The following is a 14,698-nucleotide window of genomic DNA, read 5'->3' on the forward strand; positions in this document are numbered from 1 at the left end:
GGCCAGATCAAGGCCAACCTGACCCGCGAGTTCGAAAACGGCTATGCCCGCGTTTATTTCAAGTATCTGAACGACCGCGCCATCGGTTACCTGCCGCAGCCGGTGCTGGTCAGCGGCAGCAACAGCGATCCCAAGATCCGCTCCATCGCGAATTTCAGCCTGCTGTCCGACAGCCTGCATACGCCCAACTTCCTGACCAATGTCGGTCTGGATGGCGACAATAATGTCCGCACCAGCAGCCTGAAGGACGGGATGCACCCGGTTTCCACGGCGGTGGGCGGGGAATTCAAGTTCGATCTGGCCGATGGCTGGACGGTCGCCAACAAGCTGCGCGTGGCCGACACGTCGGGCCGCTTCGTCAGCCCGTTCCCGCAGGAAGTGATGGGGGCGCAGGCCCTGGCCACCGCCATCGGCGGCACCGGCGCCACCCTGCGCTACACGGACGGTTCCACCATCGGCACGCCGTCGGCGCTGAACGGCAATGGTCTGGCCACACGCATCGCCCTGTTCGATGTGGAGATCAATGATTTCTCCAACCTGGCCAACGACTTCAAGCTGACCAAGGCCATCGTCAGCGGCGACAGCACCATCGATCTGACAGCCGGTTACTACAAGGCCCGCCAGAATATCGAGATGGACTGGCTGTGGAACACCTATGTCATGGATGTGAAGGGCCAGGATGGCCGCCTGCTGGATGTGTACAACGCCGCCGGCCAGAAGCTGACCAGCAATGGGCTGCTGGCCTATGGCGTGCCGCTGTGGGGCAATTGCTGCACCCGCCGCTATGACGCGCAATATGATATCGACGCGCCCTATGTGTCGGCGGCATGGGAAATGGGCCAGTGGAACCTGGATGGGTCACTGCGCCGGGACGAGGGCAAGGCCCGCGGCCATTATATCGCCAGCCGTCAGGCCCAGGTGGATGTGAACCGCGACGGCACCATCTCCGTTCCCGAACGGTCGGTGTCGGTCATCGACAGCGCCAATCCGCAGCCCATCAATTATGATTGGGGCTACTGGTCCTGGTCGGTCGGCGCCAATTACATGATCGATCCCGATCTGGCCGCCTTTGCCCGCGTCAGCCAGGGCGGGCGCGCCAATGCCGACCGTCTGCTGTTCGGCCGTCTGCGCGCCGATGGGTCGGTGGCCAAGCAGGATGCGGTCGATATGGTCGACCAGTACGAAGCCGGCCTGAAATGGCGCGGGGATGGGGTCAGCCTGTTCGCCACCGCCTTCTATGCCAAGACGCAGGAGCAGAATTTCGAGGCGACCAGCCAGCGCTTCTTTGACCGGACCTATACCGCCAAGGGTATCGAACTGGAAGCCAGCTACCGCTATGAGGGTTTCCTGCTGACCGGTGGGGCCACCTGGACGGATGCGGAGATTTCCAAGGACGCGCTGACCCCGGCGGTGAAGGGCAACACGCCCCGCCGTCAGGCCAAGCTGGTCTATCAGCTTACCCCGTCCTACAGCTATGAAGGCTATACGCTGGGCGCCAACATCATCGGCACCACCAAATCCTATGCACAGGATGACAATCTGCTGGTGATGCCCGGTTATGCGCAGGTGAACCTGTTCGCCGATGCCGCCATCACCGACGGGCTGTCGCTGTCCCTGAACGTCAACAACCTGTTCAATGCCAAGGGCCTGACGGAATCCGAGGAAGGCTCCATCGTCAGCGGCATGGACAATATCATTCGCGCCCGGTCCATCAACGGGCGTTCCAGCACTGCCACGCTGAAATACAGCTTCTGACGTGGCACTCCCGGCCGGGGGCCTCCCCCTCTCCTTCCTTCCGGACCCCGGCCGGGTTTTCTTTTCAGCCGTCCAACGGCATTGCTGAGCAGGTTTTTCCCATGTCTGCCTTTCCTCTGGCCCTTCCCGACGATAGCGTCCTGTCCCGCCGGCTGTCGGCGCGGATCGGGCGGCATTGGCAGCGGGTGCTGGACGCGCTTCGCCCGCTTTATGGCGAGGGGTCGTGGGAGCGGGATCTGGCGACCCGTCTTCTGTCCGCCGCCATGGCCCGTCCGTCGGACCTGTGCGACCTGGACGTGGCGCGGGAAATGGCGCCCGACTGGTTCCAGCGGCCGGAAATGGTGGGGTATTGCACCTATATCGACCGGTTCGGCGGCACGCTGGCCGGCACGCGCGCCCGGCTGGACGCGTTGTCGTGCCTGGGCGTTACCTATTTTCATCCGCTGCCCCTGCTGAAACCGCGGGAGGGCGACAGCGATGGCGGCTTTGCCGTAGCCGATTTCCGGCAGGTCGATCCCAAACTGGGTACCATCGATGATCTGCGCGCGCTGGCGTCCGACCTGCGGGCGCGCGGGATCAGCCTGTGCCTGGATATCGTCTGCAACCATACGGCCGACAGCCATGAATGGGCCGTGGCGGCCAAGGCGGGCGATACCCGGTTCCGCGACTTCTATCATGTCGTGGAAAGTGCCGGGCAGGTGGCGGCGCTGGAGGCGCATCTGGGACAGGTGTTCCCGCAGACGGCGCCCGGCAATTTCACCCTTGTGCCGGAAATGGGCGGGCATGTCTGGACCACCTTCTATCCGTTCCAGTGGGATCTGAACTACGCCAATCCCGCCGTCTTTATCGAGATGATGGATGTGCTGCTGTACCTGGCCAACCAGGGGGCGGAAGTGTTTCGTCTGGACAGCGCACCCTTCCTGTGGAAACGCGCCGGCACCGATTGCCGGGGGTTGCCAGAGACGCATCAGGTGGTGCGGGCCTGGCGTGCTGCCCTGGCGATCGCGGCCCCGGCCGTGGCATTGAAGGCAGAAGCGATTGTCGGGCTGGCGGAGGTGCTGCCGTTTCTGGGCGATGCCGACAGGCCGGAATGTCATCTGGCCTACAACAACACCGCCATGACGGCGCTGTGGGCCGCGCTGGCCACGGGGGACACGCGGCCGCTATCGACCTGTCTGACCCAGGCGCTGGCCAAGCCGCCGGGGGCGGGGTGGCTGACCTATGTCCGCTGCCATGACGATATCATCTGGGGGGCGCTGAAGGGCGTGATCCCTGACGAGACCCTGGCCTGGATCTCCGATTTCTATGCCGGCGCCGTGCCCGGCTCGTTCGCCGACGGCCAGGCTTTCCAGGCAGAGCCGGGGGCCGTGCGCTCGACCAACGGCATGGCCGCATCGCTGGCCGGGATGCGCGACGGGGCCGACAATGACGCGGCGCTGGCGCGGCTGCGGCTGCTCTATGGCGTCACCTTCGCCCTGGATGGCATTCCCGCCATCTATATGGGGGATGAGCGGGCGCTGACCAATGATCCTGATTATGCATCGGAGTCCGACCATGATGATGGCCGCTGGCTGCACCGGCCGCGCATGGACTGGACCCGGCCGGAAGGGAGCATCCATGCCGCGATTGCCCGGTTTGCCGGCTTGCGCCGGGATCACCCCGCGCTGCACGCCGCCAACCCGGCCCGGCCGCTGCCATCGCCCGATCCCGGCCTGCTGGTCTTCGAGCGTTCGAAGGGGGCTGGAGAGCGGCTTGTCTGTCTGGGCTGGTTCAAGGACCAGGCGATGATAGCCGACCTCGGCGCGGCGTTGGGCGGCGGGATCTGGTACGACCTGCTGGACGGCACGGACGTCACGGCGCAGTCTGTGGCGCTGGCCCCCTGGGGCCTGCGCTGGCTGGTGAAGAAGGACGGGTAGGATATGCGCGTCGCCTGCATCGAACTGGGTGGGACCAAGGTTGTCGTGGCGGCCGGAAGCGGCCCGCATGACCTGACCGACCCCGTCCGTATTCCCACCACCGATCCCGCCACCACCATGGCCGGCATCATCGCGACGTTGGACGGGTTGATGCCCTTCGACGCCATCGGCATCGCCAGTTTCGGCCCGCTCTGTCTGGACCCGGCCGATCCCGGCGGCCTGCGCATCACCAACACGCCCAAGCCCGGCTGGTCGCAGACAAAGCTGGTGGAGCCGCTGGCCGCCCGTTTCGGGGTGCCGGTCCATCTTGATACCGACGTCAATGGCGCCGCCCTGGGGGAGGGACGCTGGGGTGCCGCACAGGGACTGCGCGACTTCGCCTATATCACGGTCGGTACGGGCATCGGCGTCGGGCTGGTGGTGAATGGCGCGCCCGTGCATGGGCTGCTGCATCCGGAGGCCGGTCACCTGCTGGTCCGCCGTGATCCCGTGAAGGACCCGTTTGCCGGTCATTGCCCCTTCCATGGCGATTGCCTGGAAGGTCTGGCCTGCGGCCCGGCCATCGCCGCCCGTGTGGGGCGCCCGGCGGAGGAGTTGGACGAGGATCATCCCGTCTGGCCGCTGGTCGGGGACTATATCGGCCAGCTCTGCGCCAGCCTGCTGCTGGTCACCTCACCCCGGCGCATCATCCTGGGCGGTGGTGTCGGGCAGCGGTCCGGCGTGCGACAGGCGGCGGAACAGGCGATGCGGACGCATCTGGCCGGGTATCTGGATCATCCCGCTCTGCGGGGCGATTTCATCCTACCCCCGGCCCTGGAAAACCGGGCGGGCGTGCTGGGCGCCATGGTCATCGCACAGGATTCACGCCCCTGACGGTGCTGCCGCGCTGGAGGCTCCGGGCACCAGGGTCAGGTGCTGGTGAAACACCGGCTGAACCGGTGCTTCACCGCGCTCGGCCATATTGATCAGCCAGACAGTGGCCAATTGTGCCATGTCCCCCATGGGGCGATGAACCGTGGTCAATGAGGGGGTCAGCATCTCGGCCAGGATGCTGCCATCGAAACCCACGACCGACAGGTCCCGTGGCACGGCGATGCCCCGTGCCGCCGCCGCCTTCAGCACGCCAGCGGCCATCACGTCATTGGCGGCAAAAATCGCGGTTGGGCGCGGGTTCAGGTTCAGCAGTCGCGCAGCGGCGAGGGCGCCGGAATTGAAACCGTAATCACCCTCTTCCTCCCCCAACAGGGTGCAGCCCCGTTCAAGCAGGGCGGAAATGAATCCGGTTCGGCGCTCGCGGGCGGAATGGGCCGTGGCCGGGCCGGAAACCAGTGCGATGCGCGTGTGCCCCAACGCGACCAGATGGCGCGCCACGTCGGCCGCCGCTGCCCGTTCATCAAAAATGACCAGGCCGGTATAGCCACTCAAGGCGGTCGGGGACAGCGCCACCGCTGGCACACCCGCCGCTGCCAACGCCTGGGGGAGCCCGTCAATGGTAGATACCGGCGAAAGCACGACCAGACCGTCCACCCGCGACCGGTTGATGAATTCCAGCACATCGTCCACCGCCCCCTCCGTGGGGGTGTGGGTCGGGTGAATGACAATCTCGTACCCGCGCCGCGTGGCCTCCCGCACCATGCCCCGCTGCACCTCATCCAGCACCAGGGCATTGCGGTCGTTATGAACCATACCGATCAGAAAGGACTGGCCCGTCGCCAATCCGCGTGCCCGCGCGCTGGGGCGGAATCCCAGCGTCTTTATCGCGGCTTCCACCTGTTCCCGCGTCTGGGCATTCACCTTGGGCGACCGGTTCAGGACGCGGGAGACCGTGCGGATCGACACGCCTGCATATTCCGCCACATCGCTGATCGTCACATCCATGATTTCTGCCTGCCTCGCGTGTTTGTCCGAAGACGGGGTTCAGGGGTGCAGTGGCGGGACCGTGCTGTCCCGCACGACCAGTTCGTGGGGGAAAAAGGGCAGGGTAGGGGGCGAACTGTCCGACCGGCTGGCCGCCACGATGTAGGAAGCCGCCGCCGCGCCCATGGCGATGATCGGCTGGCGGACCGTGGTCAGTGCCGGCCAGATGGCCGAGGCCATGCTGATATCATCGATGCCCGCCACCGACAGATCGGTCGGTACCCGCAATCCCTGCTGCTGGGCCAGGGCCATCACGCCGATGGCCATGCTGTCATTGGCGGCGAAGATGGCGGTGGGGCGGCGGTCCAGCGCCAGCAATTCGCCACCCGCAATCCGGCCCGATTCCCGCGTATAATCGCCGTTGCGCACCAGGGCAGGATCGAAGGCGCCAGCAGCCGTCATCACATCACGGAAGGCCTGCAGGCGCAGTTCCGCCGAGCCGAAATTGGGGCGGCCCCCGATGAAGCCGATGCGGCGGTGCCCCAGGTCCAGAAGGTGCCGTGTCATGTCGGCGCTGGCCCGGTAATCATCGATACGCACCATGGCGGGCAATTCCGGCAGTTCGACGCCCGGGCTGACCCGCACGTAATGGCCAGGCCGCTCGGTCAGCACCCGCAACAGGCGCGGGTCGTCGGCAAGGCCGGGCATGATGACGAAGCCATCCACGGCTGGCATGGCGATGATGCGCGCTGCCCGTTCGGCAAAGTCGGTATCCGTCATCTCCAGCGGTTCGACCAGCAGGTGGAAACCGGCTGCCCGCGCCGCCGTCACCGCCCCCACCTGCAGACCCGCAATATATTCGTTCTGCAGGGACACATTGGGCATTTCCGGAAAGGTGGCGAACACAAAGGCCATCATGAAGTTACGGGACGCCGACAGGCTGCGGGCCGACAGGTTGGGTGAATAATCCAGCGATGCCACGGCAGCCTTGACCCGTTCCCGCGTTGCGGCGCTGGCCTTGGGTTCCCCGTTCAGTACACGCGACACGGTCTTGATCGACACGCCGGCGACGCGGGCCACGTCATGGATGGTGGGCTTGCTCACGGAAGGGGGAACTCCGGCTAAATCCTTGCTGATGCTGGTTTTTACCCCATCACTAAGGGGCGGGCAACAGAAGGGACAACGTTGGACATTTTTTACTTGCGACAAGATAGTTATCAATGGTACCAGATTTGTCGACCGGAAGAGAGAGACCGGTTATTTTCGGATCGGCGGGGACAACGTTGTCCCAAAAAGCCGACCGCGAGCGAGAGCCCCATAAGGGGACGGTTTTCAGGGGGATGAGAATGAACCTATCCGCACGCACCATCACCGCCACCTGACGCCTTTGCGCGTCAGCGGCCGGCCCTTGCCTTCATCCATCCGCGCGGATTTTCCGTGGCGGAAACGGCCGGCCGTCGCCTGACGGGCGTCGGATGCTCTTGCTCGCTTCCCATAACGATCAAAAGACGAAAAGGGAGTGGACCTTATGCGCAAATCCTCTTTGATGTTTGGTGCCGCCATCGTTGCCATGGCGCCCTGTTTGACGGCCTTTGCCCAGACGGCCGAAAACGCCCTGCAGCTTGACGAGATCGTCGTCACGGCACAGCGCCGTGCGGAAAACCTTCAGGAGACACCGCTGGCGGTTTCCGCCATCACCGGCGAAGGCCTGGAGAGTGCGGGCGTGAAGAGCGTCGTTGACCTGTCGGCGACGGTGCCCAGCCTGCAGATCACCAATACCGGTGGCGGCGCGTCGCAGATTTTCATGCGCGGCATCGGCAGCACCAACGTGACAGAGGTGGGTGATCCCGCCGTCGCCTATCATATCGACGGCATCTACATCGCCCGCGCCACGGCCACCGGCGCGCTGTTCTATGACATCGACCGGGTGGAGGTTCTGCGCGGGCCGCAGGGCACGCTTTATGGCCGCAACGCCACAGCCGGCGCCATCAATGTCATCACCAAGAAGCCGACCCAGCAGCTTGAAGGCTCCGCTGCGGTGGAGTTCGGCAATTACGACGCGCTGACCACCAGCGGCGTGTTGAACGTGCCGCTGGGCGATACGTTCGCCGTGCGCGCCGGTTTCCAGACCACGCGCCATGACGGCTATCAGAAGTCGATCACGCCGGGTCCCGTTGCCGGCAATGACAAGGACAGTCAGGACGACAAGTCGGCCCGCATCCAGGCGCTGTGGACGCCGGCGGAGAGACTGTCCATCAACCTGCGCGCCGACTGGCTGGCCCGTGGCGGCAATAATGGCGGCGACGTCGCCTATCCCATGGAGACGGGCGATCCGCGCACCATCCTGTCGCGCGTCAACACCTATCGCGACAATACCTATTGGAGTGCCGGGACGGAGATCAATTACGACCTGGACTTCGCCGAACTGACCTATCTGGTCGGCTTCAATTCCGCCAAGGATGACCGTGTGGGCGAAAACCCGGCCACCCATGCCCCCAACTATTTCAAGGGGCTTGATGAGACATGGTCGCATGAACTGCGTCTGGGCGGGGAAACCGACAGCCTGAAATGGGTGATCGGCGCCTATTATTTCAAGGAAGACAATGACGTCGATTTCCGTATCTTCCTGGCCGACAACCGCTATCTGAGCTTCATTCAGCCGGACGTCTTTGCCTCCACCAAGGCGGTCTTCAGCCAGATGACATGGTCGGCGACCGACGAACTGCGCTTCACGGGTGGCCTGCGCTATACCAAGGACCGCAAGGGCCGCAATGGCGGCACCTTCTTCACCAACAATGCCGGCGATATCACCAGCACGGTGACGCTGAACGTGTCAGACAATACCTGGGATCGCGTCAACTGGCGCGCCGGTGTCGATTACGATCTGGCCGAAGCCAGCATGCTCTATGCCAATGTCGCCACAGGCTACAAGGCCGGCGGCTATTTCGACGGGGTGGAGCCGAACGATTACAAGCCGGAAACCATCACGTCCTATGAATTGGGCGTGAAGAACCGGTTGCTGGACAACCGGCTGCAATTGAACGCATCGGCCTTCTACTACGATTATCAGGATTTCCAGATTTCGGCCATCGGCACCATCGCCGGTCAGGATGCGACCGTGACCCTGAACGCCGACAAGGCGGAAATCTATGGTCTGGAACTGGAAACCGATTATCTGCTGACCGAAGCCGACCGGATCGATGCCAGCCTGTCCTGGCTGCATGCCCGGTACAAGAAGTTCCTGCTGCCGCGCGGCGATGCCTTCTCCAACAATGCCGCCAATGCCAACATTTCCCGCTGCTACAGCGCGAACTATGCGGCACCGGCGCCGCGTCCGGCCGATTTCTCCGGCTGCCAGATGGCGCGCACGCCAGAATGGTCCATCAATCTGGGCTACCAGCATGAATTCGCCCTGGCGGATGGAGCCAGCCTGACGGCCCGGGTCCAGACCCATTACGAGTCCTCCAAGTATCTGGAATATCATGGATTCCTGGAGAATAAGCAGGATGACTTCACCCGCACCGACCTGACGCTGACCTATAAGCCGGCAGAGGGTGCGTGGAGCGTCATGGCATTTGCCCGCAATCTGGAGAATGACGACGTCCGCACGACGTCCAGCCCCAATGCCACGGCCGGTCTGGCCTCCAACGGCAATGGTGATTTCTACGCGCCGCCGCGTACCTACGGCGTGCGTCTGTCGATCGATTTCTGATCTCCCTCCGGCGCGGGGGGCTTCTGGTGCACCCCTTCCTTCCCACCCGAAACGGGTCCCCCGCGCCATTTTTTTAAAAAACCAATCTGGAGGCATTGATGAATATCCACCGCTTGATCAAGGGCGGCCTTGCCGCCGGCCTCTGTGTGACGGCGCTTGCTACCGGCATCCGCATGGCAGAGGCCAAGGACTGGCGGGACCCGACGCTGTCGCCCGATGAACGGGCAAAGCTGCTGGATGCGGAGCTGACGCCGGATGAGCGCATCGGCCTGCTGCACGGGCCCATGGCATTGCCCTTCAAGATCGAGCGGTTGCCGGAAGGCGCCATCGGTGGCGCCGGCTATATTCCCGGTGTGCCGCGCCTGGGCATTCCGGCGCTGAAGGAAACCGATGCCAGCCTGGGCGTCACCAACCCGATGGGCATCCGCCCCGGTGACACGGCCACGGCCCTGCCATCCGGCCTGGCACTGGCTGCCAGCTTCAATCCCAAGCTGGCCCATGATGGCGGCGCGATGATCGCGAAGGAGGCGCTGGCCAAGGGTTTCAATGTCCTGTTGGCCGGTGGTGCCAATCTGGCTCGTGACCCGCGCAACGGCCGCAATTTTGAATATCTGGGGGAAGACCCGTTGCTGGCTGGTACCCTGGCCGGCGAAAGCATCCGGGGCATCCAGTCACAGAACATCGTTTCGACCGTCAAGCATTTCAGCCTGAACGGCCAGGAAACCAACCGTCACTGGGCTAACTCCATCATCGGGGAGGCGGCGCATCGCGAAAGCGACCTGCTGGCCTTCCAGATCGCCATCGAGAAGGGGCAGCCCGGCTCTGTGATGTGCGCCTACAATCTGGTGAATGGCGATTATTCCTGCGGCAGCGATCATTTGCTGAACAAGGTGCTGAAGGGCGATTGGGGCTACAAGGGCTGGGTCATGTCGGACTGGGGCGCGGTACACGCCACCGACTATGCCGCCAAGGGCCTGGATCAGCAGTCGGGCGAACAGTTGGATGATCAGGTCTGGTTCGGCGAACCGCTGAAACAGGCGGTCGCCGCTGGCAGCATTCCGGAGGCACGCCTGTCCGACATGTCGCGGCGTATCCTGCGCTCCATGTTCGCCGCCGGCCTGTTCGAGGCGAAACCGGCTCCTGCCATCGATATCGCCGCCCATGAAGCCGTCGCAAAGCAGGTGGCCGATGAAGGCATCGTGCTGCTGGCCAACAAGGGCATCCTACCCCTGGCGGCGGGCGTGAAGAAGGTGGCGGTCATTGGCGGTCATGCCGATAGCGGCGTTCTGTCGGGCGCGGGTTCGTCGCAGGTCACCAGCCATGGCGGCAACCCGACCGTCATCCCCGTGGGTGGGGAAGGGTTCATGGCCGCCTGGCTGCGTCAGGCGTTCCACAATTCCTCTCCCTTGAAGGCCCTGCGCGCGGCACTGCCCAGCGCTACGGTCAGCTTCAATGATGGTCGTTACCCGGCTGCCGCTGCCGCCCTGGCCAAGGACGCCGACGTCGTCATCATCTTCGCCAACCAGTGGATGTCCGAGGGTCTGGATGCCTACGACCTGTCCCTGCCGCAGGGGCAGGACCAGTTGATCGAAGCGGTAGCCGCCGCCAATCCCAACAGCATCGTGGTGTTGCAGACGGGCGGTCCCGTGCTGATGCCCTGGCTGGACAAGGTGGGTGGTGTCGTTTCCGCCTGGTACAGCGGGCAGAAGGGGGGCGAGGCCATTGCCGATGTCCTGACCGGCAAGGTCAATCCGTCCGGGCGTCTGCCCGTCACCTTCCCGGCCAGCCTGGACCAGTATCCGCGCCCGACCCTGCCGGGCTGGGGCCTGCCGGAAAAGCAGCAATTCGATGTGGTGTATGAGGAGGGTTCGGACGTGGGTTACCGCCGTTTTGCGGCAAAGGGCATGAAGCCGCTGTTCCCATTCGGTCATGGCCTGTCCTATACGACCTTCACCTATGACAAGCTGCGGGTGAAGGGCGGCGAGACGCTGACCGTCAGCTTTGAAGTGACCAATACCGGCACGTTGCAGGGCAAGGATGCACCGCAGATCTATCTGGCCGGTGCCGCCGGCAAGAAGCTGCGCCGCCTGATCGGCTTTGAAAAGATCGACCTGAAGCCCGGTGAGCGCCGGACCGTCACGGTAAAGGCCGACCCACGCCTGTTGGCCCATTTCGATGAGGCCGGGCGGCAATGGCGCATCGATGGCGGTGATTACGACGTTGCCGTCGGCCCGTCCGCCGCACAGACGGTGCTGTCGGGCAAGGCCCGCGTCAGCCAGCGCACGCTGAAGCCGTAAGGGGGCGGATATGTTGAACAGAACCACGGCCGGTCTGGCGTCCCTGGCGGCATTGCTGCTGACCACCGGCAGCAGTGTCGCCGCACCGCCACAGCCGGCCCTGCCCGCCGGTCAGCCGCAGGTGAAGGCCGATGGCTTGAGTTTCCGCGACCTGAACCGCGACGGCAAACTGAACCCCTATGAGGATTGGCGCCTGTCGCCGGAGGCGCGTGCCGCCGATCTGGTAGCACGCATGACCTTGGCGGAGAAGGCGGGGGAGGCGGTGCATGGCACCGCCCCCGTACAGGGGGGCATGATGTCGCCGGGGCCGGCCTATGATCTGGAGCCGGCGCGCGCCATGATCCTGGACCGGCACGTCACCTCCATGATCACCCGCATGGCCGTGAAGCCCGTGGAATTTGCGACCGAGAACAACCGGTTGCAGGAGATCGCGGCCAGTGGCCGGCTGGGCATTCCCGTGATGATCTCCACCGACCCGCGCAGCCATTTCCAGGTGACGGCGGGCGCCAGCGTCACGACCACGGGTTTTTCGCAATGGCCGGAAACCTTGGGGCTGGGTTCCATCGATGATCCGGCCCTGACCCGGACCTTCGCCGCTATGGTGCGCGATGAGTACCGGGCCGTCGGCATCACCATGGCCCTGTCGCCCCAGGCGGATCTGGGCACCGAACCCCGCTGGTCCCGCCTGAATGGTACCTTCGGGGAGGACCCGGCCCGCGTGTCGGCCCAGGTCAAGGCCTATGTGCAGGGCATGCAGGGGGCGGATGCCGGCTTGTCGACCGCCGGTGTCGCCACGGTGGTCAAGCACTGGGTCGGCTATGGCGCCGCCATCGAGGGTTATGACGGGCATAATTACTATGGCCGCTTCACCGACTTCACCAAGGGTGGTTTCGACCGGCATGTCGCGGCCTTTCAGGGCGCGTTCGAGGCCGGGGCCACCGGGATCATGCCCACCTATACGATCCAGAAGGGTCTGGTGCTGAACGGCAAGGTAGTGGAACCGGTGGGCGGCGGCTATTCGCGGGAATTGCTGACCGATCTGCTGCGCGGCACGCACAGGTTCCAGGGGCTGGTCCTGTCCGACTGGGCCATCACCTATGACTGCAACGAGAGCTGTCGCACCGGTAATCCGCCGCAGGGCCCCAAGGATATCGCCATGCCCTGGGGCGTGGAGGATCTGACCAAGCCGCAGCGCTTCGCCAAGGGCATGCTGGCCGGTATCGATCAGTTCGGCGGCGTCGATGACGGTTCGGCCCTGCGTGAGGCGGTGGAACAGAAACTGTTGCCGGAAGCGCGCCTGGACGAAGCGGTAGGCCGTGTCCTGGCCCTGAAAATCCGCCTGGGCCTGTTCGAGAACCCGTTCGTCGATGCCACCCGTGCCGCGACCATCGTCGGTTCGGCGGACAAGATGGCCGCCGGGCGTGCGGCGCAGGCGCGGTCGCTGGTCGTGCTGGAGAACAAGCTGGGTGCCATCGCCCTGCCGGATAAGGGCAAGCGCCTGTTTCTGCATGGCGTCGATCCGGCGGCGGCGCAGGCGGCGGGTTTCACCCTGGTCGACAGTGCCAACAAGGCGGATATCAGCCTGATCCGCCTCTCCACCCCGCATCAGAAACTGCATCCCGGCCATTTCTTCGGCTCGCGTCAGCATGAGGGTGACCTGGATTTCAAGTCCGACAATGCCGGTCTTGCCATCGTGAAGCAGGCCGCCGCCGCCGGTCCCGTCATCCTGGCGGTGGACATGGACCGGCCGGCCATCCTTTCGGTGGTGCGGCCGCACGCTTCATTGCTGCTGGCCTCCTTCGGGATCAGCGATGCGGCCCTGTTCGACGCCCTGCGCGGCGTTACGCCGCCGAAGGGCAAGCTGCCCTTTGAGATCCCGTCCGACATGTCCGCCGTACGGGCACAATCGCCGGCGCTGCCGCATGACAGTGTCAATCCGGCCTATCCCATCGGCTTTGGCCGTTGATCGGGAGATGACGATGCGTCACCTGTTCGTTGCCCTGTTGCTGCTGCTGGCCCCTGCCGCCGCCGCCGATCCCGTCACAATCGACGGCGGCGAGGTGGAAGGGGTGGCAGATGGCGATATCACCGCCTTCAAGGGCATTCCCTATGCTGCCGCCCCGGTGGGCAATTTGCGCTGGCGCCCGCCGGCAGCCGTGACGCCATGGCAGGGGGTGCGCAAGGCCGACACCTATGGTCTGGACTGTCTTCAGAACCCGTTCCCCGGCGATGCAGCCCCGCTGGGCGGACCGATGGGGGAGGATTGCCTGTATGTCAATGTCTGGGCACCCAAGCCGCAGGCGGGGGCAAAGCGACCAGTCATGGTCTGGATCCATGGCGGCGGCTTCGTCAATGGCGGGTCGTCGCCCACGGTGTATGACGGCTCGGCCTTTGCCCGGTCGGGTGTGGTGCTGGTCAGCCTGAATTACCGCCTGGGCCGTTTCGGCTTCTTCGCCCATCCCGCCCTGTCGGCAGAGGCGGGGGCGGCGCCGACCGGCAATTTCGGCTTCATGGATCAGGTGGCGGCCCTGAAATGGGTCCGCCGCAACATCGCCGCCTTTGGCGGCGATCCGGCCAATGTCACCTTGTTCGGGGAAAGCGCCGGCGGCCGGTCTGTACATGCGCTGCTGACGGCGCCCGCCGCCAAAGGCCTGTTCGACAAGGCCATCATCATGTCGGGTGGGGGCCGGTCCACCGGCCTGGGCCTGATCCCGCTGGCCGATGCGGAAAAGCGCGGGGTGAATTTTGCCCGCAAGGCCGGGGTGCAGGATGACGGGGCCGCCGGTCTGGCGGCGCTCCGTGCCCTGCCGGCCGATCGCATCGTTGATGGGCTGGACATGCGGTCCATCATGGGGGCGGGCGTCGACCATTATGCCGGCCCGATGATGGACGGAAAGTTCCTGGTGGAGGAACCGGCCAAGGCCGTGGCGGCGGGCAGGGGGCAACGTATGCCGATGATGATCGGCGCCACCGGCCTGGATGGTTTTCCCATCGGTGATACGGAAACGCTGCTGAAGGGCTTCGGCGCCAGCGAGGCGGCGGCGCGCGAGGCTTATGCCAGCCCGACGCCGCTGCTGACCACCTGGAAGATCGTCGGCGACCGCATCTTCATCGAGCCGGCGCGTCATCTGGCGCGGCAATGGGTGGCCGGCGGGCAGCCA

General features: G+C 64.8%; 9 protein-coding genes. 7 read left to right on the top strand and 2 right to left on the bottom strand.

Annotated elements, in window-relative coordinates:
* From KBA48_RS28390 to KBA48_RS28400, 3 genes are all read left to right on the top strand, one after another.
* Nucleotides 1-1,755, top strand: a 1,755-nt coding sequence (locus KBA48_RS28390) for a TonB-dependent receptor (protein WP_292912062.1), incomplete at its 5' end; no start/stop codon positions are given.
* A 101-nt stretch (nucleotides 1,756-1,856) separates the two neighbouring features.
* Nucleotides 1,857-3,671: an alpha-amylase family glycosyl hydrolase gene (locus KBA48_RS28395; protein ID WP_292912063.1), complete on the top strand. Its 1,815-nt coding sequence runs from the start codon at nucleotides 1,857-1,859 to the stop codon at nucleotides 3,669-3,671.
* A gap of 3 nt (nucleotides 3,672-3,674) precedes the next feature.
* Nucleotides 3,675-4,544 (top strand): ROK family protein, encoded by an 870-nt coding sequence (locus KBA48_RS28400; protein ID WP_292912064.1) that lies wholly within the window; start codon nucleotides 3,675-3,677, stop codon nucleotides 4,542-4,544.
* On the opposite strand, the gene KBA48_RS28405 is transcribed toward KBA48_RS28400, so the two are convergent.
* Nucleotides 4,533-5,549 (bottom strand): LacI family DNA-binding transcriptional regulator, encoded by a 1,017-nt coding sequence (locus KBA48_RS28405; protein WP_292912065.1) that lies wholly within the window; start codon nucleotides 5,547-5,549, stop codon nucleotides 4,533-4,535. The two genes, KBA48_RS28400 and KBA48_RS28405, sit on opposite strands and share 12 nt — an antisense overlap.
* A 39-nt stretch (nucleotides 5,550-5,588) precedes the next feature.
* Nucleotides 5,589-6,632 (bottom strand): LacI family DNA-binding transcriptional regulator, encoded by a 1,044-nt coding sequence (locus KBA48_RS28410; RefSeq protein ID WP_292912066.1) that lies wholly within the window; start codon nucleotides 6,630-6,632, stop codon nucleotides 5,589-5,591.
* A gap of 424 nt (nucleotides 6,633-7,056) precedes the next feature.
* Here KBA48_RS28410 and KBA48_RS28415 point away from each other — a divergent pair, with 424 nt between their 5' ends.
* From KBA48_RS28415 to KBA48_RS28430, 4 genes are all read left to right on the top strand, one after another.
* Nucleotides 7,057-9,240 carry a TonB-dependent receptor gene (locus tag KBA48_RS28415; RefSeq protein WP_292912067.1) on the top strand — a complete coding sequence of 728 codons (2,184 nt, stop codon included), beginning with the start codon at nucleotides 7,057-7,059 and terminating at the stop codon, nucleotides 9,238-9,240.
* A 98-nt stretch (nucleotides 9,241-9,338) separates the two neighbouring features.
* The gene (locus tag KBA48_RS28420; protein ID WP_292912068.1) at nucleotides 9,339-11,537 is read left to right on the top strand and encodes a beta-glucosidase; all 2,199 of its coding nucleotides are present in this window, start codon (nucleotides 9,339-9,341) and stop codon (nucleotides 11,535-11,537) included.
* A gap of 10 nt (nucleotides 11,538-11,547) precedes the next feature.
* A complete protein-coding gene (locus tag KBA48_RS28425; protein ID WP_292912069.1) occupies nucleotides 11,548-13,503 on the top strand; it encodes a glycoside hydrolase family 3 N-terminal domain-containing protein in 1,956 nt (651 codons plus the stop codon).
* A 13-nt stretch (nucleotides 13,504-13,516) separates the two neighbouring features.
* On the top strand, nucleotides 13,517-14,698 hold a 1,182-nt coding region (locus KBA48_RS28430; protein WP_292912070.1), incomplete at its 3' end, for a carboxylesterase family protein.

The sequence above is a fragment of the Niveispirillum sp. genome, from assembly GCF_017996735.1.
GTDB lineage: Bacteria > Pseudomonadota > Alphaproteobacteria > Azospirillales > Azospirillaceae > Niveispirillum.

Coding starts and splice junctions, on each gene's coding strand:
- KBA48_RS28395 (WP_292912063.1), top strand. CDS start 1,857: ATGTCTGCCTTTCCTCTGGCCCTTCCCGACGATAGCGTCCTGTCCCGC.
- KBA48_RS28400 (WP_292912064.1), top strand. CDS start 3,675: ATGCGCGTCGCCTGCATCGAACTGGGTGGGACCAAGGTTGTCGTGGCG.
- KBA48_RS28405 (WP_292912065.1), bottom strand. CDS start 5,549: ATGGATGTGACGATCAGCGATGTGGCGGAATATGCAGGCGTGTCGATC.
- KBA48_RS28415 (WP_292912067.1), top strand. CDS start 7,057: ATGCGCAAATCCTCTTTGATGTTTGGTGCCGCCATCGTTGCCATGGCG.
- KBA48_RS28420 (WP_292912068.1), top strand. CDS start 9,339: ATGAATATCCACCGCTTGATCAAGGGCGGCCTTGCCGCCGGCCTCTGT.
- KBA48_RS28425 (WP_292912069.1), top strand. CDS start 11,548: ATGTTGAACAGAACCACGGCCGGTCTGGCGTCCCTGGCGGCATTGCTG.